Raw genomic sequence first — 20,356 nt, 5'->3', positions numbered from 1 at the left:
CATGTCCACCGCGTCCAGCAGGCTCACCCCCGCGGTGCTGCCGGTCGATGGCGAAGGCCACCTGACGGCGCCGCCGGAGCGGCCGCCCGCACGCCGCCGCTTCATGCAGGCGGGCGGTCTCACGCCGTACGCCCTGCTGATCCCGGCCCTCATCGCCCTCGTCGCGATCACCGGCTGGCCGCTGCTGCAGCTGCTCATCATGTCATTCCAGAAGTACGGGCGCGCGCAGGTGTTCGGCGCCCCGCCCGAGTTCGTCTGGTTCGACAACTACATCTCGATCCTGACCGACCCGGAGTTCTGGGGCGTGCTCGGGCGGTCGGTCGGCTTCGCCTTCGTGTGCGTCGTCGCGACGATGGTCCTCGGCGTCCTCGTTGCCCTCCTCCTGAACCGCCTCGGCGCCTTCCTCCGCACCCTCGTGTCCGTGGGTCTGCTGCTCGCCTGGGCGATGCCGCCCCTGTCCGCCACGATCGTGTGGGGCTGGATCTTCGACACGCAGTACGGCGTGCTCAACCACGTCCTGACGAACTGGTTCGGGCTCGACTTCGAGGGCCACTCCTGGCTCATCGAGCCGCTCAGCTTCTTCTTCGTCGCCGCGGTCATCATCGTGTGGGGCGCCGTGCCGTTCGTCGCGTTCACCGTCTACGCCGGTCTCACCCAGGTGCCGGACGAGGTCCTCGAGGCCGCGCAGCTCGATGGAGCAGGCGCCGCCAAGCGGTTCTTCCTCGTGGTGGTGCCCTACATCAAGTCGATCCTCGTGATCGTCCTGATCCTCCAGATCATCTGGGATCTGCGCGTCTTCACCCAGATCTACGCCCTGCAGTCGATCGGCGGCCTCGCCGAGCAGACCAACACGCTCGGCGTGTACATCTACCGCGTATCGCTGGGCTCCGGCGACTTCGGGGTCGGCGGCGCCGTCTCGGTGCTGATCGTCCTGATGCTCTCGATCGCCTCGATCTTCTACGTCCGCCAGAGTGCGAAGGAGGAGACGCTGTGACCGCCGTCACCGCCCCGGCCCCCGTTGCCCCGTCCCCGAGCACGGCGCCCCCGCCGTCCGCTCGCCGCCGCCGACCCCGCATCGGCTCGATCCTGGCCGGCATCGCCGCGATCGTGGTGTTCGTCGCGTCAGTGTTCCCGGTCTACTGGATGCTCAACACGTCCTTCCAGCCCAACGCCCAGATCCGCGGCTCCGAGCTGCACTTCTGGCCCGACAACTTCACCATCCAGAACTACTCGAACGTCATCCTCGGCCACACCCGTGCGCCGTTCGGCCCCGCTCTGGCCAACTCGGTGATGGTGAGCGCGATCACGGTCGTCGTCGCGCTCCTCTTCGCCTTCTGCGCCGCGCTCGCCGTGACGCGCTTCCGGTTCCGCAGCCGCGTGACCTTCATCGTGGCCATCCTCATCGTGCAGATGATCCCCGCCGAGGCCATGATCATCTCGATCTTCCGCCTCATCGACGGCTGGCATCTGCTCAACTCGGTGCTCGGCCTCTCGGCCGTCTACATCGCCACGGTCCTTCCCTTCACGATCTGGACGCTGCGCGGCTTCGTCAACGGCGTGCCCGCCGAGCTCGAGGAGGCGGCGATGATCGACGGACTCAGCCGCTCCGGCGCGTTCTGGCGCATCACGTTCCCGCTCCTCGCGCCGGGTCTGGTGGCGACCGGCATCTTCGGGTTCATCCAGGCGTGGAACGAGTTCGTCTTCGCGCTCGTCCTCAACCCGCGTCCCGAGGCCATGACCCTTCCGGTCTGGCTGCGGACGTTCCTCGACCCCAACGGAGGCATCAACTGGGCGGAGCTGATGGCGGCTTCCACCCTCGTCGCGATTCCGGTCGTGGTGTTCTTCCTCTTCGTACAGAACCGGATGACGGGCGGCCTCGTCGCAGGGGCGGTCAAGGGCTGATGCGCGCGGGCAGAGCAGCCGCCTCCCGACGGGAGGACGGCCGATGAGAGTCGGACTCGACATGGGCGGCACGAAGACCGACGCGGTCGTCGTGGACGCCGACGGCGCGGTCGCCGCGCGCGTCCGTCTCGCGACGGGCTGGGGCGGCGAGGAGATCGTGCGGACCGCCGTTGCGGCGGTGCACGCGGTGGCGACGGATGCCGCGATCGCCCTCGAAGAGATCGAATCGGTGGGCATCGGCATCCCGGGCCAGATCGAAGCGGGAACCGGCCGCGTCTCGCACGCCGTGAACCTGGGTGTCGAGGAGCTCGACCTGGCAGCGGCTGTCGCTCCGATGGTCGGGATGCCGGTCCGCGTCGAGAACGACGTGAAGGCCGCTGCCTTCGGCGCCTACGCGCTGCGCGGAAGCGCACATGGCCTCGATCTCCGGCACGGCTCGATGGCGTACCTCAACCTCGGCACCGGCATCGCGGCGGGCATCGTCGCGGACGGCGAGCTGTGGCGCGGGGCCCGCGGCACGGCGGGCGAAGTGGGGCACATCTCGGTCGATCCGCACGGCCCGCTCTGCCGGTGCGGACAGCGGGGCTGCATCGAAGCGCTCGCCGGCGGGGGAGCGATCGCCGAGCGCTGGGGGCGGCCCGGCCAGCTGCCGGTCCGGGACGTCTTCGACGCCGCCGATGCGGGCGACCCCGAGGCGAAGTCTCTGCGGGTCGGCCTCGCGCGCGGCGTGGCGGCGGCCGTTCGAATCCTCGTGCTGACCGCGGACGTCGATGTCGTCGTCCTCGGCGGCGGTGTCACGGCTCTCGGCGATCGCCTCATGACGGATGTCTCGGCCGAACTCGCCGCGAGTGCCGAGGCATCCCCGTTCATGCGTTCCCTGCGCCTCGACGAGCGTGTCGAGCTCCTCCCGACCGGATCACCGGCCGCAGCGCTCGGCGCCGCGCTCATCGGCGCCCACGACCCCGAGCCGGAAGAGGTGCTGACGCATGGCTGAGATCGTCATCGTTCCGGATGCCGCGGCCGCCGGCGCTCTCGTCGCCGACGAGATCGTGCGGCTCGTGCGGGCCGACCCGGAGGCGGTCCTGGGTCTCGCCACGGGCTCGACGCCGCTTCCTGTCTACGAGGCGCTCGCCCCCCGGCTCGCCGGTGTCGACGTGTCGCGCGTGCGCGGCTTCGCGCTCGACGAGTACGTCGGCCTCGACCCCGCGCATCCCGAGTCCTACCGATCCGTCATCCACCGGGAGGTCGTCGAGCCGCTCGGCCTCGACCCGGCGCGCATCCGCGTCCCGAACGGGTCGCTCGAGGGCATCGAGCACGCGGGCGAGGAGTACGAGCGGGCGATCGTCGCGGCGGGAGGCGTCGACCTGCAGATCCTCGGCATCGGCACGGACGGCCACATCGGCTTCAACGAGCCCGGCTCGTCGTTCGCGTCCCTCACGCGGGTGAAGACCCTCACCCAGCAGACCCGCGACGACAACGCGCGGTTCTTCGACTCGGTCGACGACGTGCCGCGTCACTGCATCACGCAGGGCCTGGGCACGATCCTCCGCGCCAAGCACCTCGTGCTGCTCGCCTTCGGCGAGGGCAAGGCCGAGGCCGTCGCGGGTGCCGTCGAGGGCCCCCTCACGGCATCCCTTCCCGGATCGGCGATCCAGCTGCACCCCCACGCGACGGTCGTCGTCGACGAGGCGGCCGCTTCGCGTCTGAACCACGCCGACTACTACCGCTACACCTACGACAACAAGCCGGCCTGGCAGGGCCTCTGACGCCTCGATCCCTGAGCTCGTCGAAGGGTCGGACCCCGGCCCTTCGCCGAGCTCAGCAACCGGACGGGCCCGCTACCCCCAGACGAGCGGCAGGAGCAGGTCGCGGCTGAGCGGTGCGAGGGGAGTGGATGCCGCGTCTCCCGCGGCGATCCAGCGAAGCTCTTCGATCTCTCCCGAGCGTTCGACCCGCGCGGGATCGACCTCCAGGCGGAAGGCATCGGCGACGACGCGATGGCCGGGCTCGTTCGCGGCATCCGTCGTGAAGACTCCCAGCGGGGCCAGGGCATCCTCGCCGACGACCACGCCGATCTCTTCCCGAAGCTCGCGCACGAGCGCCTCGGTCGCCGACTCGCCCGGCTCGCGCTTGCCTCCCGGCTGCATGAACAGCGACGTGCCGGCTTTCCGGACGACGAGGGCGCGGCCCGCGGCATCGGTCACCACGGCGGCGCTGACGCGGATGTCGCGGGTCACTCCGCGAAGACCTTGCCCGGATTGAGGATGCCGAGCGGATCGAAGACGCGTGTGATGTCCCGCTGCAGCCGCCACTGGTCGTCGCCCAGCTCGTCGGCCAGCCAGCGCCGCTTGAGCACCCCGACACCGTGCTCGCCCGTGAGGGTGCCGCCGAGCCGCAGCGCGGCGCGGAAGAGGTCGTCCGCGGCGTCCCACACGGCGGGCGGGACCTCGACCGTGCCGTCGGGGCCCACCTCGCCGGCGAACACGAAGTTGGGGTGGAGGTTGCCGTCACCCGCGTGCGCGACGGTCGGGATGACGATGCCGTGGTCTCGCTCGACGCGGGCGATCTCGTCGAACATCGCGGGAAGCATGCTCCGGGGCACCGAGACGTCCTCGATGAGCGTCGTCCCGAGGGTCTCCATCGCCGGATGCATCGAGCGGCGGATCGCGAGCAGACGCTCGCCCTCTTCACGATCATGGGTCACCGCGACAGTGCCGCCCGTCGCCTGCAGGACGGCGGCGATCGCGTCGGCTTCGACATCGGCTGCCGGCCCGTCCGTCTGGATCGTGAGCTGCGCGGCCCCCGCGGTCGGCGGCCCCAGGCTCAGCAGGGCGTGGACGGCGCGGAGGGACGCGGCATCCATCAGCTCCATGATCGCCGGCTGCGCGCCCGATGCCGTGACGGCAGCGGATGCCTCGGCCGCCGTCCGCACGTCGGGGAAAGTCGCGGCGATCGTCGCGACCGTGCCCGGCACGAGGCGTCGCAGCTTGAGCGTCGCGCCGACGATGACGCCGAGCGTGCCCTCCGAGCCGATGACGAGCGACGTGAGGTCCAGGCCAGTGACGCCCTTGACCGTACGGTGACCGAGCTTCAGCAGCCGCCCGTCGGCGAGCACCAGATCGACGCCGAGCACGGCATCCCGGACCACACCGTACTTCGCGCACAGGAGGCCGCCGGCGCCGGTCGCGATGTTGCCGCCGACCGTCGCGATCGCACGGCTCGCGGGATCGGGCGCCCACCACAGGCCGTAGTCCGCGAGCGCGGCGTTGAGCTCGGCGTTGATGATCCCGGGCTCGACGACGGCGAGGAGGTCGTCGGGACGCACCTCGAGGATCCGCTGCATCGCGCGGACCGAGAGCGCGATCTCTCCGCCTCCGGCATTGGCGCCGCCGGCGAGCCCCGTGCCCGCGCCGCGGGTGACGACCGGGGTGCGGGTCTCGGTCGCGATGCGCAGCGTCTGCTGGACGTCCGAGACGGACTGCGCGTGGACGACGGCGAGGGGGAGACCGGATGCCGCGTGCCCCGACTTGTCGGCGCGGGCGTCCTGTCGTGCCGCCTCCGAGGTGTCGAGACAGTCGCCGAGGACGGCGCTCAGGCGGGCGACGACGTCGTCGGCGGTCGCGCTCACGCGAATCGGCGCCGGCCTGCGAAGACGCCGATCGTCACGGCGACGATCCCGAAGCCGAGTCCGATCCAGGGCTGCCCCATGCTCCACCACGCCATGGTGGCCGACGCGTAGACGAGCAGCTCGACGAGCGCGCGGATGAAGGGGTGCACACCGAAGACGGCGCGCGGCGAGACGAAGAGCGCCCACACGAGGATCGCGACGATCGGCGCGCCGATGCCGAAGACGATGTTCCACGGGAAGGCCCAGAAGAGGAAGCCCCAGATGGCGAGCGAGGCGAACGCGAACAGCTCGCAAAGGAAGGCCAGGATGTCGATGCCCGAGAGGGGTGCCCGCGTGCCCGGCTCCGGCTCGGCCGGTGCGGTGGGGCGGACGTTTGGAGTGTCGGGCATGACCTCCAGTCTAAGACGCGGGCAGCGCCGCCTCGTCCGTGATCGGGGTCGGTGCGGGCTCCTCCACCGGCGTCGGCGTGACGGTGGACGGGGGCACCGCAGTCTTGTTGCCGGCCGAGGCGGTGGCCTTCCCGCTCGCGGCGCCTCTGTTCCCGTTGCCGCCCGACCCGTTGCCGTTGCCGGCTGCGTTGCCGTTGCCGCCCGCCGCGTTGGCGTTGGCCGGGGTGGTGTTGCGGTTGGATCCGCTCGACGCGGTCGTGGTGCTCGGATCGCTCAGGATGCTGTCGGTGGTGGAGGCGGTGATGGGGTCCGTTGCGACCGTGACGCCCTTTCCGGTCGCCGCGCCGCTGCCTTTGCCCGTCGTCGCGGTCGTGCCCTTGCCCGTGGTGGACGTCCCGGTTGCACCGCTCTTGCCGGTGGAAGAGTGGGTCGTGTCGTTCTCGGTGGTCCCCGTCGAAGCGCCGCCGCTCGAAGCGCCCTTGCCGTTCGTCGTGCCGTTGCCGGTGGGATTGCCTTTGTTCTGCGTGGGGCCGTTCCCCTGCGTGCCCGTGGTGCCGCCCTGGCCAGGAGTGCTTCCCTGTTCGACCGTGGTGCCCGGGTCGGACGAGTCGGGGCGGCTGTCGTTCGGCTGCGGCTTCATGGCCGCGGCGACGGCGGCGAGGTCGGCGATGTCGCTCAGACGCAGAGACCGAGTCGCACCGGTCCAGTCGCCGACCCGGTAGCGGAGGCCCACGCGCGCATCGCTGTTGACGAGACCGTAGTTGGGCGCGATCGAGGCGCTTCCGCCGCCTCCGGCATCGAGGGACGTCGCCGAGGCGACGGAGCCGTTCAAGAGCACTTCCACTGTTGCGCCCGCGTCGCCCGACAGGGGGATCGTGAAGGTCGGCTGTTCGCCCGCCCACGAGACGCTCGCGCTGCCGGCCGAGGGCATGCCCGCGGGGAACGAGAGGCCCGGGACGACCTCCGTGCCCGCGCCGGGATCCGCGGCCCCGTCGGACGTCTCCTCGGCCAAGATCGCCGTCGGATCATCCGCCGAAGTCTGGCTAGTGGTGGTGGTGTCCGACGCGGCGGAGGGAGCAGTCAGGCCGAAGGCCTCGGGGGCGACGATCGACGCAGCCACCGCCGATCCCACCAGGACGGCTGCCGCTGTCGTGACGCCGACCATCGCGCCGATTCCCGAGAGGATTCCGCCCGCTCCCGCTCCCGCTGCGGCGGCGGCCGTGCCGACGCCGACAGCGCCCGCCGCGGCAGAGCCGACGGCGACGGCAGACCCGCCCGCTGCGGCAGAGCCGCCGGCGGCCACCGATCCGCCTGCCGCGGCCGTTCCACCGACCGTCGTGCCGCCCGCGGCCGTCGACCCGGCCGCGACCGATCCGCCGGCCGTCGTCGATCCGCCCGCAGCCGCAGAGCCGCCTGCTCCCGAGGTGCTGCCTCCGGCGATCTTGGCCGTCGGTGCGACGGCGAGACTCGACGGCACCGCCGGAGCAGCACTCGCCGCGAGTGCCACGGCCGGGACGCCACCGCCCTGAAGCGTCGCCAGATAGGCCGCGGCGCCGGTCGCACCGAGAGCGAGAGGAAGGAGCACGAGGGCCAGCCGGCTCGAGACATCCTTCGCCTCAGCCGCCACGATGGTGCACCGCGCGCAATCCGCGAGATGCTCGTCCACCTTGCGCCGGTCACGACGGGACAGGTTCTCGCGGGCGTGGGCTCCCAGGCGCTCGATCGTCCACTGGCACTCGGAGCCGTCCGCGAGTGACTGCAGATGAGCCTGGATCCACGCCTCGCGCAGGCCCTCGCGCGCCCGGAAGGCGAGCTGGGCGACGGCCGTCGGCTTCATGCCGAGCAGCGGCGCGATCTCGGCCGGCTTCATCTGCTCGATCTCGGTGTACCAGAGCACCTCCTGCCACCTCGTCGGCAGGCTGCGGAACGCCCGATGCGTGAGACCACGGTCGAGCGCGGCATCCGTCGCCTCATCGCTCGTGGCAGGGTCTTCCAGCGTGTCGAGAAGGTCGATCGTGTCTTCCCGGCCCGCGCGGCCCCAGCCGGCCGCGGTGTTGCGGATGCTGGTGAAGAGGTAGGCGCGGAACGATCCGGTGGGACCGCCCCCGCGGAGGATCGACTGGTAGATGCGGGCGTACGCCTCCTGCACGAGGTCGTCCGCGTCGAGCGTCGGGCTGACGGAGCGGGCGACGGTGATGCCGGACCGATAGTGGCGGAACCACAGCTCCCCGAAGGCGGACTTGTCGCCCGAACGGGTGCGCAGGACGAGGTCGGCGTCGGCGGGCTCTGAGCTGTCGCCCGTTTCCAAGGCCTCGCCGGGGCTGTCGATGCTGGTCACGCGGAACTCCGGATCTGCACGTTTCGGGACCGCCTCAGTCGTCGTCGACCGTCCCCCCAAGTGGGTCCATTCTCCTGTGTCTCGCGGTTTCGCGCTACGCCCGCGAATTCGTTCGGATTATTTTCCGAGTTTCGCGTCATAGAACGCGACCGCCTGCATCTCATGGTCAGGAGACATTGCCCGCTCCGTTCCCGACAAACCCGCGGGCACGACGATCCCAGGAACGGAACGCCTCGGATCGCCGCGGGGATGGAGAGAACTCGGGGGAGGGTTTTCCAACCCCGATTCTCCGGGAATCGCGGCCGTTGCACCTTGGGGATGCAACGGCCGCACCCGTCTCTGCGGGCGCCGCCGCCCCCCGTCGGCGCCCGCGGAGGCGGATTCGGCACGTCGATGCGATGATGAGCCGATGGTCTCGCCCGTGCGCCTCGTTCGATCCGCCGAGCTCAGCGATGCGCCGTATGCGTACGCGGCCGTCGTGGCCAGCGGCGTGCGGCTGGTCTTTCTCGCCGGGGCGTGCCCGCTGGAGCACGACGGGACGACGGCGGCCGTCGGGAGCTACGTCGGCCAGGCCGAGAAGTGCATCGAGAATCTGATCGCGGCCCTCCGGGCAGTGGGCGCGACATTGCAGGATGTCGTGAGCACGCGCGTTCTGGTCGTCTCCGCTGAGAGGTCGGATCTCGGCCTCGTGTGGGGAGTCGTCCACGATGCCTTCGGCGACCATGACGTCCCGAGCACGCTGCTGGGCGTCACCGTTCTGGGCTATGCGGATCAGCTCGTCGAGATCGAGGCCGTTGCCGCGATCGCAGACCCGTCCGTCGACGCGAACGACGGGTCGAGCGCCACTCCTTAGCTGCGCTCGCCGCCCACCCAGACGGCTCGCACCTGAAGGTCGGTATCCAAAAGCACCGCGTCACCGAGCGAGCCGATGTCCAGCGAGCCGAGGTCGTGCGAACGGCCGACCGCCCGTGCGGGCACGCTCGTCAGCGCGGCGACCGCTTCCGAGAACGGCACACCCGCCGCGACGGCATGGCGGAGCGCGACGTCCTGCGTGAGCGTCGATCCCGCGATCGATCCGCCGCCCGCGAGGCGCGCGACCCCGCCGACGACGTCGACGGCGAGCGAACCCAGGTCGTAGCGCCCGTCTTCGGCGCCCGCCGCCGCCATCGCGTCGGTGACCAGTGCGATGCGGCCCGGCGCGGCGGCGAAGGCGATCCGGACGATCTCCGGGTCGAGGTGCACGCCGTCGGCGATGACCTCGAGGGTCACGCGGGGGTCGGATGCCGCGGCACCGACAGGGCCGGGATCCCGGTGGTGCAGGCCCGGCATCGCGTTGAACGCGTGGGTGAGGATCGTGGCGCCCGCATCGAACGCCTCCCGGGCCTGGTGCGCATCGGCGGAGGTGTGGCCCACGGCGGCGGCCGCCCCGGCCGCGACGACCGCTCGGATGGCCTCGAGCCCGCCGGGCAGCTCGGGCGCGAGCGTGATCTGCCGGACCGTCCCGCGACCGGCCTCGAGCAGGCGTTCGACCGAGGCGGCGTCGGGTGCGCGGAGGAGCGACGGATCGTGGGCGCCCTTGTGGCCGGGGTCGAGGAAGGGTCCTTCGAGGTGCGAACCGAGGATGTCGGCATCCGTCGCCATGAGGTCGGCGACCATCGCCGCCCGGCGTTCGAGGGTCTCAAGCGGAGCCGTCACGAGCGAGATCACGGCGCGGGTCGTGCCGTGCGCCCGGTGAAGCGCCCGCGCCGCGCGAATCGCCTCGGGGCCGTCGTCGTACGAGACGCCCGCGCCGCCGTGACCGTGGATGTCGATGAAGCCCGGAGTGAGGACGGCTCCTTCACCCGCGAGCGATCGTGCGTCGACCGCGGTAGAGGCATCCGGTCGGTCGGTTCCCGTGCCGCGCGCTTCGACGCGGCCACCCCCGAAGAGCACCCAGGCGTCGTCGATGACGATGCCTCCGTCGACGAGGCGGACGGAGTGCAGAAGAGTCGTCACTCGCTGACCCAGGGGATCTCGTCGGAGGGGTGGAAACGGATGCCGAGGCTCGTCCACAGGGGGCCCATGGCCCCGACTCGCTCGCGGAACGAATCCCACGTGCGCTGGGGATGGGCGCCAGTGGCAGGTGACCACGCCGCCTCCGCCGCCGCGGCGATGCGGGGGAAGGCGAGCTCGTCGATGTCGTCGAGGTCGCGGACCGTCTCGGCCCAGAGCGGCGCCTCGATGCCGAGGACGTCGGCCTCTTCGACGCCGTCGATGATCTGCGACGGCTCCCACGAGTACGCGCGCTCGACGCTCGTGGGACCGTTCGCCCACGCGAGTCCGAGCGTCGTGCTCTGGTCGTACTTCATGTCGAGGTAGACGGCGTCGGCCGGCGAGAGGATGAGCTGCGCTCCGTTGCGGACGTACGAGCGCGCCTTCTCGTCCATCCCGTCGGTCGGTGTCGTGTACCCCCAGTACTGCCCGATCGTGTCGGGGTTCAGACCCGGAGCGGCACCGGCTTCATGCCACGTGATCGGCGTCTTTCCGAGGTCGGCCACGATGTCGGTCGCACGGTCCATGAACTCAGCGAAGTCGTCGGGATCGGTGCCCAGCGATTCGTCGCCCCCGAGATGGAGGTACGGTCCCGGCGTCATCGCGGCGAGCTCCCCGAAGACGTCGGCGACGAAGTCGTACGTGGCCTCGTCGTGGATCCTGAGCGAAGAGAACCCCACCGCGATGCCCTCGTACACCTCGCCGGGGGTGGGCGTGCCGCCCCCGTACTCGGCGACGGCCTCCAGCATCCCGGGGGTGATGACCGGATCCTCGACGAGCTCGGGATACGCCGCACTCACGGCCTGCGTGTGCCCCGGCATGTCGATCTCGGGAACGACGATCATGTGACGGGATGCCGCGTACTCGACGATCTCGCGATAGTCGGCCTTGGTGAAGAACCCGCCCGGGTCGCCGCCGACCGCCGAGCCGGACGCGAGCTCCGTGAGCTTCGGCCGCGACGAGAGCTCGATGCGCCAGCCCTGGTCGTCGGACAGGTGGAGGTGCAGCGCGTTCAGCTTCAGGCCCGACGCGCGGTCGATATAGGCCTTCACGGTCTCCACGGGCTGGAAGTGCCGGGCCACATCGAGCATGACGCCCCGGTACGCGAAGCGCGGCGCATCCTCCACGACGACGGCGGGGAAGAGCCATCCTTCGCCCTCGCGGGTGAGGAGCTGCCCCAGCGTCTGGACGCCGTAGAAGAGGCCGGCCGCGTCGGCTCCGGTGACGACGACGGATGCCTCGTCCACGGCGAGGCGGTAGGACTCCCGCTTCCCGGCGGCGCGGTCGATCCGCAGCTCGATCGTGCCGTCGTCGTCGGTTCCGATCCGGAGACCCGTTCGAGCGGCGATCAGGGCGCTCAAGGCGGCCGCGGCATCCGTGTCTCCGGCGATGCTCACCTCGCCGTCGAGGGCGAACGGAGCGGAACCGACGGCCTCGAGCGAGGCGGGCACGGGAACGAGGGCGGGGAGTGGCACGGTCTCTCCATTCTGGTCGGCGGCGGTGCAGCCGGCCAAGCCCACGACCAGCATCGCCACGGCGGCGGAGACCGAGACGAGTCGTCGTCGACTGATCATGTAAGGATCCTTAACAAAAGCTGACCTCAGCCTAGCAGTGGTCGCCTCAGCGACCCAGGCGCGCGCGGGCCGGGCGGCGAAACCACGTGACATCGAGAGAGGACCGGCGTGCGGCATCCGTTATGCTCGGGATGTCGCGACTGGCGTTGAGGTGGTCCACCACCGGGGAGCGACCGACAACGGCATTCGACCGCACGCCTGGGCCGATGTGATTCCCGGCACCCCGTGCCGCACCCGAAAGCCGTTCGTCAAGGAGATCGCCATGACCGATCAGTTCTTCAACGCCCCTCTCGCCGAGGTCGACCCCGAGATCGCGCAGGTGCTCGAGCGCGAGCTCGATCGTCAGCGCGGCTATCTCGAGATGATCGCGTCCGAGAACTTCGTGCCCGTGTCGGTGCTGCAGTCGCAGGGCTCGGTGCTCACGAACAAGTACGCCGAGGGCTACCCCGGTCGCCGCTACTACGGTGGCTGCGAAGAGGTCGACGTCGCGGAGGAGCTCGCGATCGACCGCGCCAAGGCCCTCTTCGGGGCGAAATTCGCCAACGTCCAGCCGCACTCGGGCGCGACCGCGAACGCGGCCGTCCTGCACGCGATCGCCCGCCCCGGCGACACGCTGCTCGGTCTGTCGCTCGACCAGGGCGGACACCTCACGCACGGCATGAAGATCAACTTCTCGGGCCGGCTCTACAACATCGTCGCCTACGGCGTCGACCCCGAGACCTCGGTCATCGACATGGACGAGGTCCACCGCCTGGCCGTGGAGCACAAGCCCAAGGTCATCATCGCGGGCTGGTCCGCCTACCCCCGTCAGCTCGACTTCGCGCGCTTCCGCGCGATCGCCGACGAGGTGGGCGCCTACCTCTGGGTCGACATGGCGCACTTCGCGGGTCTCGTGGCCGCCGGGGTTCACCCGTCGCCCGTGCCGCACGCGCACGTCGTGTCGTCGACCGTTCACAAGACGATCGGTGGACCCCGCTCCGGCTTCATCCTCACGAACGACGAAGATCTCGCGAAGAAGCTCAACACGGCGGTGTTCCCGGGTCAGCAGGGTGGCCCGCTCATGCACGTCATCGCGGCGAAGGCGACGGCGTTCAAGCTCGCCGCCACGCCCGAGTTCAAGGAGCGTCAGGAGCGTGTCCTCCGCGGCGCGCACATCATCGCGGAGCGCCTTTCGCTGCAGGACGTGAAGGACGCCGGCATCACCGTCCGCTCGGGCGGCACCGACGTGCACCTCGTGCTCGTCGACCTGCGCAACGCCGAGATCGACGGCAAGCAGGCCGAGGATCTCCTGCACGAGATCCACATCACGGTCAACCGCAACGCCGTGCCGAACGACCCCCGCCCGCCGATGGTGACGTCCGGCCTCCGCATCGGAACCCCGGCCCTCGCGACCCGCGGGTTCGGCGACGCGGAGTTCACGGAGGTCGCCGACGTCATCGCGCTCGCGCTACAGCCGGGCGCGGATGTGGAGGCGCTCCGCGCGCGCGTCGCCGCGCTCACGGCGGCCTTCCCGCTGTACCCCGGTCTGCAGCAGTAGTCCGCCCGCTCAACGGAAAGACCGTCGCGTGATCGCGGCTCGTCTGATATCACTATCGACGTAGGGATAGCGGATGCCTCGGCCGAGGCATCCGTGATCCGAATCGATTCCGCACTGATCCCGGGTCCGTACGAGGGCCGAATCGGAGGCACGACATGACGGCACAGAAGCTGGACGGCCGCGCGGCCGCGGCCGACATCAAGGCGGAGCTGAAGGGCCGCGTCGATGCGCTGAAGGAGCGCGGCATCACACCCGGCATCGCGACGGTGCTCGTGGGCGCCGACCCCGCGTCGCAGCTGTACGTCGGCATGAAGCACCGCGAATCCGAGGCGATCGGGATGAACTCGATTCAGCGCGAGCTGCCCGCCGACGCGACGCAGGAGGACGTCGAGGCGCTGATCGACGACCTCAACGCCGACCCGTCGTGCCACGGCTACATCGTCCAGCTGCCCCTTCCCAAGCACCTGGACACGGACGCGATCCTCGAGCGCATCGACCCGGCGAAGGACGCCGATGGCCTGCATCCGACGAACCTGGGCCGGCTCGTGCTCAACGTCAACTCGCCGATCACCACGCCGTTGCCGTGCACGCCGCGGGGAGTCATCGAGCTGCTCGTGAGGAACGGGTACGACCTCGCCGGCAAGCATGTCGTGGTCGTCGGCCGCGGAGTCACGATCGGGCGGTCCATCGGACTCCTGCTCACCCGTCGCGAGTACAACGCGACGGTCACGCTGACCCACACGGGAACCGTGGACCTCGGCAAGCACCTCCGCGATGCCGACGTCATCGTCGCCGCGGCGGGCGTGAAGCACATCGTGCAGGCGGCCGACGTGAAGCCCGGCGCCGCCGTGCTCGACGTCGGCGTGACACGGGAGACCGACCCCGAGACCGGCAAGAGCGTCGTGCACGGGGATGTCGCGCCCGATGTCGCCGAGGTCGCCGGGTGGCTCTCGCCGAACCCCGGGGGAGTGGGCCCGATGACGGTGGCGCTCCTCATGACGAACGTGGTCGAGGCCGCGGAGCGCGCCGCCGAGGGCTGACGCCCGTATGCGACCCTCCGTGCGCGTCCGCATGGAACGATCGTCGCCCGACTTCCGATCGCAGGGCCAGGGCGTAGCCGAGGGGTGACCGGCGAACCGCGTGCCTCGATCGAGCCCGAAGAAGGCTGCGGAACGCCGGGACGCGATTGGAGGGGATATTCCGGCGCCCCGCAGCTGGCCTTCTCGCCCCCAAGTGCGACGGAGCTTGCCCAGCCCAGCCGCGGCGAGATGCCGTGCACAAATGTTCACACAAGCATGCCCGGAAGCGCCAGCCCCGGACGGGACGACTTTCGGCGGCCCGGAAGCGGCTGAAGCGGTGCTGTACGGGAGGTGACCCGTCATCCGTCAGCACCCACTGCGTGCGTCTCGGCCGGCGTGATGGCGTGGAATACTCGCCGGCATGACGACGCCGTTGCAGAGCCTCCTGGATTCGCACGTCGAGCGCGGAACGATCCTGGGCGCTGTCGCCCTTCTCGGCACTGCCGACGGCATGCCCGAGCAGGTCACGGTCGGCTCAGTCGCAGTGGACGGACCCCCTCTGCGATCCGATGCGATCATGCGGATCCAGTCGATGACGAAGGCGGTCACGAGCGTGTCGGCCCTGCGACTGGTCGCCTCGGGACGTCTGGGGCTCGATGACGGCCTCGAGCCGTGGCTGCCCGAGCTGGCCGATCGTCGTGTGCTGGCCTCGCCCGCGGCGGCGCTTTCCGAGACGGTGCCCGCCACTCGGCCGATCACGCTCCGGCACCTCCTCACGAATACCAGCGGATACGGCATGATCCCCGCCGAGTCGCCGCTGCAGCGTGCGATGGCCGAGAACGGCACCGAGGCGGGCGTCGACCCGGTCGCGCTGGGCGCGGACGAGTGGCTCGCGCGGCTCGCCGAACTGCCACTCGCCTTCCAGCCGGGCGAGGGATGGCGCTACCACCACTCGTTCTCGATCCTGGGCATCCTCCTCTCCCGGATCACCGGCCGGCTCGCCGGTGACCACCTGCGCGACGATCTGTTCGACCCGCTCGGCATGGTCGACACGTCCTTCTGGGCGCCCCCCGAGAAAGCGCATCGACTGCCGGCCGCGTACCGGCACGCGAAGACCGGGTTCCTGGAGACGGAGCCGGTCGGTGGCGGCTTCTCCGCGGGCGAGCCGCCGTTCGATGTGAGCCACGGCGAGCTGGTGTCGACCGCGGACGACTACTTCGGGTTCTTGCGGATGCTGGTGCACGGCGGCATCGCCCAGACCGGCCCCGCGCGGGGCGAGCGGATCGTCCCGGCGGAACTGGCGGCTGCGATGGTCCGAGACCAGGTTCCTGCTTCCGCGAAGGCGAGCGACAGCTTCTTCTCTCCCGATTTCTGGGAGCACACAGGCTGGGGCTATGGGGTCGGCGTCGAGACGACGGGGCCGCACCCCGGTCGGTACACCTGGTCGGGAGGACAGGGGACGAACTTCTACGTCGATCCGGACGGCACCATCGGCGTCCTCCTCACGCAGCGAGAGGCGGATGGTGGTTTCGGAGAGCTCATCTCCGAGTTCCAGGACCTGCCCGCACAGAGCTGAGGTGCCTTGCCTGCCCCGGTTCGAGTCGACTCGTCGCAGCGATCGTCAGTAGATCGTCTCGCCGCGCTTGAGCATCTCGACGTACTGTGCGACGCGCGCGGCTCGCGAAGCCGGCCGCTTGAGGTTCGCCACGCGGAAGGACATCGCGAACCGGTTCTGCGCCGACTGCGCCGCGAAGGCCCGGGCGATCTCCGGATCCGCGTCGAGGGCTTCCTGCAGCTCGACGGGGAGCTCGCCGTCGCGCTGCCGATAGGCGCTGTCCCACCGACCGTCCGCCTTGGCGCGGTCGATCTCGCGCTGACCCTCCGGCCGCATCCGACCTTCGTCGATGAGCCGACCCACATGTCCGATGTTCACCTTCGACCAGATGCTCCGCGGGCGGCGCGGCGTGAAGGTCTGCAGGAAGTAGTCGGCATCGAGGGAGTGCGACTGCCCGTCGATCCACCCGAAGCAGAGCGCGACATCCAGCGCCTCGGCGTACGTGATCCCCGGCTGGGCCGTTCCCTTCTTCCGCAGGCGCAGCCGCACTCCGTTCGGGTCGGGGTCCGCCTCCAACCAGGCCTCCCAGTCGGCCACCGTGTCGACGTGCAGCTCCGGCTTGGTCATGCGCTCGGCCATGACGGGAGGATAGCTGGCACCCCCGACGGCGCGCGGGCGAGCGCGTCTCAGGAGTTGATCTGCTTGACGACGTCGTCGGCCGACTCTGCGAGCGCCTTCTCGAGCTTCTCGTAGTCGTCCGCGTCGATCGCCCGGCTGATGCGCTTGTCCGAACGCGCGAGCGCCTTCTCGACTCGGTCCGCCCACTTGTCGTCGACCACCGCGACGACCGCCGACGTTCCGGGAGCGAGGTACTCGTCGAGGTCGCCCGAGAGCTTCTTCTCCTCGCGCCCCTTCCTGATCTTCCCGAGGATCGCCCCGATGCCGGCTCCCACCGCGGTCGCCGCCAGCAGAGGCGGTGCGAAGAGTCCGACCACGACACCAGCGCCGGCACCCCACGCGGCGCCATGGCCGACGGACTTGTCGCCGTGCTCCTTGACCTCGACCTTCCCGTCCTTGTCGCGACTCAGCACGACCGCGCCGACGATCTCGTAGCCGCCCGAATCCTGCCCGCTGCGCAGCGCGTCGTAGTCATGCGACGCGGCTCCCGCGTCGTCGTACGATCCGACCACGAGTGCCAGGTTCTTGTCGCTCATCGATTGCTCCTCGGGTTCATGTCCGTCGCGCGCTTCCGACCGCGGGGACTTCTTTCGCGATCCTGCTGTGATGCTCGGCGGCGCCCGGGTGCTCCGGCATCCGGTCGCCTTCGAACGGTGCGATTCTCCTCACGCTCGCTCGTGTGGGCAAGACCTGCACCCGCGCCGGATGGTGACGGATGCCGCGGCGGTGGAGAGCGCCGAGGCGCCGCGACTTGCTGGGCGAATCCTCCACGTTCGGTCACGGATCGGTATCTCCGGCGCCGGACCGGCCCCGCTGACGGACACTGGTCGAATGTGGTGGAGATTCGTAAAGGCGGTCAAGAGCCGCGAGCATCGGGTCGCAGCGACGACATGGATCGCCGCGGCGGCCGCGGTCGTCTACACCCTCGCCCCGATCGATCTGATTCCGGAATTGGTGCTCGGTCCCCTCGGGCTCACCGACGACATCGGCGTGTGGGGCATCCTCGCGGTCCTCGTCGCGCGCGAGCACCGTCGCTGGCAGTCGAGCGTCAGAGCCTAGGCGTCACGCGGGGTCCGCACCCCGCCATGGGTGCCGCGATGATGCGGATCAGGCGCTGAAACGCGCCAGAAAAGCCCGGGTCCGCTCCTCACGAGGAGCGCCGAACACGTCTGCCGGCCGCCCCTGCTCGAGGATGCGTCCGGCGTCGAGGAAGACGACACGGTCGGCCACGTCGCGGGCGAACGCCATCTCGTGCGTCGCCATGACGATGGTCATTCCGTCGTCGGCCAGGGCACGCACGAGATCGAGCACCTCGCCGACGAGCTCGGGGTCGAGCGCCGAGGTGATCTCGTCGAGGAGCAGCAGATCCGGCGAGGTCGCGATCGCCCGTGCGATGGCGACCCGCTGCTGCTGACCGCCCGAGAGCCGGTCCGGGTGCGCCGACGCCTTGTCCGCGAGGCCCACACGCTCGAGGAGTGCGAGGGCCCCGGCATCCGCTTCCCGCCGGGAGATGCCGTGCACGTGCCGCAGCCCGAGAGTGATGTTGCCGAGCACCGTGAGGTGCGGGAAGAGGTTGTACTGCTGGAAGACGACACCGATTCGGGCGCGAACCGCATCGGCGTCGACGCGCGGATCGCTGATGTCGTCGCCGCGCAGGAGGATGCGGCCGTCGTCGATCGGCTCGAGCAGGTTGACCGTGCGCAGGAGCGTCGACTTGCCCGATCCGCTCGCGCCGATGAGGGCGACGACCTCGCCCTCGGCGACCTCCAGGTCGATCCCGCGCAGAACCTCATGCTCGTCGAACGCCTTCCACACGCCGTCGAGTCGGAGCACGTCGCTCATACGATGCCGCCGATCTGCTCGCGGGCCCGCACACGGGCCGTGTACCAGTCCGTCAGTCGGATCGTTGGGATGGCGAGGAGGACGAACAGTATCCCGGCGACGACGTACGGGGTGAAGTTGAAGTACTTCGCCGTCTCGATCTGCGCGGCCCGAACGGCATCCACCGCACCCAGCACCGAGATCAGGCCCACGTCCTTCTGGAGTGCGACGAAGTCGTTCATGAGCGCCGGTGTCACCTTGCGGATCGCCTGCGGCACGACGACGAGTCGCATGGTCTTCGCGTGACTCAGGCCGAGCGAGCGCGCGGCCTGACGCTGAGAAGGGTGGACGGCGTCGATCCCCGCGCGGAACACTTCCGAGACGTACGCCGAGTAGGTGAGCGTCAGGGCGACGGTTCCCCAGAAGGCGTACGGCAGTCGCACGGGGATGAGGTCGAGCCCGGGGATGCCGAAGCCCACGAGGTACAGGACGATGATGAGCGGGAGTCCGCGGAAGAGATCGGTGTATCCCGCGGCGAGTGCGCGGAGCGGCAGCCAGACCGGCCCCCGCAGCGTGCGGAGCGTGGCGAGCAGCATCCCGAAGATCAGCACCAGCACGGCCGAGATCGCGAGCACCTGCAGATTCAGCAGGAATCCCTGCCAGATCCGGGGGAGCGAGGCCAGCATGATCTCGCCGTTGAAGAACATCTGCCGGACGGCATCCCACCCCGGTGTGTTGATGAGAGTCACCCACACCAGCGCGGCGAGCACGAGCGTCGAGATCACGCTGATCACAACCGACTTCGTGCCCTGCCGCTTGCGATAGGCCCGGCGTGCGAGTTCGGTGCCGCTCACGGCGCGTGCGGCCGGAGCGGTGGGCGGTGCCACGGTCATCGCGCCAGGCTAACGGTCGGGTGCGCGGCGCGGGGGCGCGGACGCCCCGCCGTCACTTGAGGAGCGGGGCGGTGTCGTCGCCACCGAGCCATTTCGTCGCGAGCTCGTCGAGGGTGCCGTCGTCGCGCAGCGCGTCGACGGCGGCCGACACCTTCTCGGTGAGCGGCGAGTCCTTCGCGAGGATCAGACCGAACTGGTCCCCCGCCACCCCCTCGGGGTTGGGAAGCTGACCCACGATGACGCCGTCGCTGAGCTCCGCACCGGCGATGTAGAACGCCGTCGGCAGGTCGACGACGATCGCGTCGACCTGGCCGTTCTCGAGGGCGAGCTTGGCGTCGTCGTTCGTGTTGAACGCCTGTGCACCCTGCGTCGGCTGGATGACCGACTCGATCGTCGTGAAGCTCGTCGTGCCGGTCTGCGCGCCGACGAGGAGATCCTTGAGATCCGCGATCGAGGACGCATCGGCCGCGGGAGAGGAGCCCGTCGTCACGACGACCTGCGTGGTCTCGTAGTACGGGGAGCTGAAGTCCACGGACTTCTTGCGCTCGTCGGTGATGGAGAACTGCTGCAGGTTGAAGTCGAAGTCCTTCGGGCCGGGGGCGATGGCCTCTTCGAAGCCCGTGCGCACCCACACGACGTCGTCCTTCGAGAAGCCGAGCTGATCTGCCACGGCGTAGGCGACAGCGGCCTCGAAGCCCTCGCCGCTCTCCGGCTTGTCGTCGATGACCCACGGGTAGTACGCCGGCTCGCCGGTGCCCACGGTGAGCTTGCCAGGGGTCACCCAGCCCTGGTCGGCTGCCGCGGTCTCGCCAGTCGAAGCCGATCCCGATGCGCAGCCCGCGAGTGCGAGGCCCGCGACGACGGTCGAAGCGACGAGGGCGGAGCGCAGGAAGGAACGAGACATGCGAGCCTCCAGGGGTCGGGTGCGGCGCCGTGCTGTCGGCGTGCCCCCATCCTCTCGGAGGCGACGGATGCCTCGCCCTCGCGCGTC

Annotated in this window: 20 protein-coding genes and 1 riboswitch; of the genes, 9 read left to right on the top strand and 11 right to left on the bottom strand. The window is 70.2% G+C overall.

The genetic code is table 11. The annotated features are described in order from the left end of the window. Nucleotide 1: 1 nt before the first annotated feature. The 4 genes from G5T42_RS02220 to G5T42_RS02205 all read left to right on the top strand — a co-directional run bounded on the left by G5T42_RS02220 (nucleotide 2) and on the right by G5T42_RS02205 (nucleotide 3,668). Complete coding sequence (locus tag G5T42_RS02220) at nucleotides 2–994, top strand: sugar ABC transporter permease (RefSeq protein WP_165124850.1); 993 nt, start codon at nucleotides 2–4, stop codon at nucleotides 992–994. Nucleotides 995–1,074: 80 nt separating this feature from the next. Continuing rightward, nucleotides 1,075–1,902: a carbohydrate ABC transporter permease gene (locus G5T42_RS02215; RefSeq protein WP_241246026.1), complete on the top strand. Its 828-nt coding sequence runs from the start codon at nucleotides 1,075–1,077 to the stop codon at nucleotides 1,900–1,902. A gap of 43 nt (nucleotides 1,903–1,945) precedes the next feature. Beyond that, complete coding sequence (locus tag G5T42_RS02210) at nucleotides 1,946–2,896, top strand: ROK family protein (protein WP_165124844.1); 951 nt, start codon at nucleotides 1,946–1,948, stop codon at nucleotides 2,894–2,896. Further along, complete coding sequence (locus G5T42_RS02205; RefSeq protein WP_165124841.1) at nucleotides 2,889–3,668, top strand: glucosamine-6-phosphate deaminase; 780 nt, start codon at nucleotides 2,889–2,891, stop codon at nucleotides 3,666–3,668. The genes G5T42_RS02210 and G5T42_RS02205 overlap by 8 nt, the downstream gene beginning before the upstream one ends. Nucleotides 3,669–3,740: 72 nt before the next feature. Here G5T42_RS02205 and G5T42_RS02200 read toward each other — a convergent pair whose 3' ends face one another. The 4 genes from G5T42_RS02200 to G5T42_RS02185 are packed head-to-tail and all read right to left on the bottom strand — an operon-like array spanning nucleotide 3,741 to nucleotide 8,257. Further along, nucleotides 3,741–4,139: an NUDIX domain-containing protein gene (locus G5T42_RS02200; protein WP_165124838.1), complete on the bottom strand. Its 399-nt coding sequence runs from the start codon at nucleotides 4,137–4,139 to the stop codon at nucleotides 3,741–3,743. Then, nucleotides 4,136–5,530, bottom strand: coding sequence for an FAD-linked oxidase C-terminal domain-containing protein (locus tag G5T42_RS02195; RefSeq protein ID WP_165124835.1), 1,395 nt, complete (start codon nucleotides 5,528–5,530; stop codon nucleotides 4,136–4,138). Before G5T42_RS02195 ends, G5T42_RS02200 begins: the two co-directional genes overlap by 4 nt. After that, a complete protein-coding gene (locus tag G5T42_RS02190; protein WP_165124832.1) occupies nucleotides 5,527–5,919 on the bottom strand; it encodes a YrdB family protein in 393 nt (130 codons plus the stop codon). Before G5T42_RS02190 ends, G5T42_RS02195 begins: the two co-directional genes overlap by 4 nt. 10 nt (nucleotides 5,920–5,929) lie before the next feature. Beyond that, the gene (locus tag G5T42_RS02185) at nucleotides 5,930–8,257 is read right to left on the bottom strand and encodes a sigma-70 family RNA polymerase sigma factor (RefSeq protein WP_165124829.1); all 2,328 of its coding nucleotides are present in this window, start codon (nucleotides 8,255–8,257) and stop codon (nucleotides 5,930–5,932) included. Nucleotides 8,258–8,666: 409 nt separating this feature from the next. On the opposite strand from G5T42_RS02185, the gene G5T42_RS02180 reads away from it, so the two are divergent. Continuing rightward, on the top strand, nucleotides 8,667–9,110 hold the full coding sequence (locus tag G5T42_RS02180) for a RidA family protein (protein ID WP_165124826.1): 444 nt from the start codon (nucleotides 8,667–8,669) through the stop codon (nucleotides 9,108–9,110). On the opposite strand, the gene nagA is transcribed toward G5T42_RS02180, so the two are convergent. Both nagA and G5T42_RS02170 read right to left on the bottom strand, forming a co-directional pair. Beyond that, complete coding sequence (nagA, locus tag G5T42_RS02175) at nucleotides 9,107–10,252, bottom strand: N-acetylglucosamine-6-phosphate deacetylase (protein ID WP_165124823.1); 1,146 nt, start codon at nucleotides 10,250–10,252, stop codon at nucleotides 9,107–9,109. The two genes, G5T42_RS02180 and nagA, sit on opposite strands and share 4 nt — an antisense overlap. Next, on the bottom strand, nucleotides 10,249–11,862 hold the full coding sequence (locus G5T42_RS02170; protein ID WP_241245926.1) for a family 20 glycosylhydrolase: 1,614 nt from the start codon (nucleotides 11,860–11,862) through the stop codon (nucleotides 10,249–10,251). Before G5T42_RS02170 ends, nagA begins: the two co-directional genes overlap by 4 nt. 126 nt (nucleotides 11,863–11,988) lie before the next feature. Beyond that, nucleotides 11,989–12,073, top strand: a riboswitch (ZMP/ZTP riboswitch). Nucleotides 12,074–12,124: 51 nt separating this feature from the next. Between G5T42_RS02170 and glyA the strand changes: the two genes are divergently transcribed. From glyA to G5T42_RS02155, 3 genes are all read left to right on the top strand, one after another. Beyond that, nucleotides 12,125–13,399, top strand: a complete 1,275-nt coding sequence (gene glyA, locus G5T42_RS02165; protein ID WP_165124820.1) for a serine hydroxymethyltransferase — start codon at nucleotides 12,125–12,127, stop codon at nucleotides 13,397–13,399. Nucleotides 13,400–13,554: 155 nt separating this feature from the next. Next, nucleotides 13,555–14,439: a bifunctional methylenetetrahydrofolate dehydrogenase/methenyltetrahydrofolate cyclohydrolase gene (locus tag G5T42_RS02160; RefSeq protein ID WP_165124817.1), complete on the top strand. Its 885-nt coding sequence runs from the start codon at nucleotides 13,555–13,557 to the stop codon at nucleotides 14,437–14,439. A 400-nt stretch (nucleotides 14,440–14,839) separates the two neighbouring features. Continuing rightward, nucleotides 14,840–15,994, top strand: coding sequence for a serine hydrolase domain-containing protein (locus tag G5T42_RS02155; RefSeq protein WP_165124814.1), 1,155 nt, complete (start codon nucleotides 14,840–14,842; stop codon nucleotides 15,992–15,994). A 45-nt stretch (nucleotides 15,995–16,039) separates the two neighbouring features. Here G5T42_RS02155 and G5T42_RS02150 read toward each other — a convergent pair whose 3' ends face one another. Together G5T42_RS02150 and G5T42_RS02145 are read right to left on the bottom strand one after the other, a co-directional pair. Continuing rightward, nucleotides 16,040–16,612 (bottom strand): YdeI/OmpD-associated family protein, encoded by a 573-nt coding sequence (locus G5T42_RS02150; protein ID WP_241245925.1) that lies wholly within the window; start codon nucleotides 16,610–16,612, stop codon nucleotides 16,040–16,042. 47 nt (nucleotides 16,613–16,659) lie between these two features. Continuing rightward, a complete protein-coding gene (locus G5T42_RS02145) occupies nucleotides 16,660–17,187 on the bottom strand; it encodes a DUF1269 domain-containing protein (RefSeq protein ID WP_165124811.1) in 528 nt (175 codons plus the stop codon). A gap of 295 nt (nucleotides 17,188–17,482) precedes the next feature. Between G5T42_RS02145 and G5T42_RS17435 the strand changes: the two genes are divergently transcribed. Beyond that, nucleotides 17,483–17,710: a YkvA family protein gene (locus G5T42_RS17435; protein WP_206535695.1), complete on the top strand. Its 228-nt coding sequence runs from the start codon at nucleotides 17,483–17,485 to the stop codon at nucleotides 17,708–17,710. A gap of 48 nt (nucleotides 17,711–17,758) precedes the next feature. Here G5T42_RS17435 and G5T42_RS02135 read toward each other — a convergent pair whose 3' ends face one another. From G5T42_RS02135 to G5T42_RS02125, 3 genes are read right to left on the bottom strand one after another with little or no spacing between them, the layout of a single operon-like run. Next, nucleotides 17,759–18,493 carry an amino acid ABC transporter ATP-binding protein gene (locus G5T42_RS02135; RefSeq protein WP_165124806.1) on the bottom strand — a complete coding sequence of 245 codons (735 nt, stop codon included), beginning with the start codon at nucleotides 18,491–18,493 and terminating at the stop codon, nucleotides 17,759–17,761. Continuing rightward, on the bottom strand, nucleotides 18,490–19,365 hold the full coding sequence (locus tag G5T42_RS02130) for an amino acid ABC transporter permease (RefSeq protein ID WP_165124803.1): 876 nt from the start codon (nucleotides 19,363–19,365) through the stop codon (nucleotides 18,490–18,492). The genes G5T42_RS02135 and G5T42_RS02130 overlap by 4 nt, the downstream gene beginning before the upstream one ends. 52 nt (nucleotides 19,366–19,417) lie before the next feature. Then, nucleotides 19,418–20,269: an ABC transporter substrate-binding protein gene (locus tag G5T42_RS02125; RefSeq protein ID WP_165124800.1), complete on the bottom strand. Its 852-nt coding sequence runs from the start codon at nucleotides 20,267–20,269 to the stop codon at nucleotides 19,418–19,420. Nucleotides 20,270–20,356 lie beyond the last annotated feature (87 nt).

This window comes from Microbacterium sp. 4R-513 (assembly GCF_011046485.1).
Lineage (GTDB): Bacteria > Actinomycetota > Actinomycetes > Actinomycetales > Microbacteriaceae > Microbacterium.
Note: the sequence above shows the minus strand (reverse complement) of the source record. Positions and strands in the feature narration are given on the sequence as shown.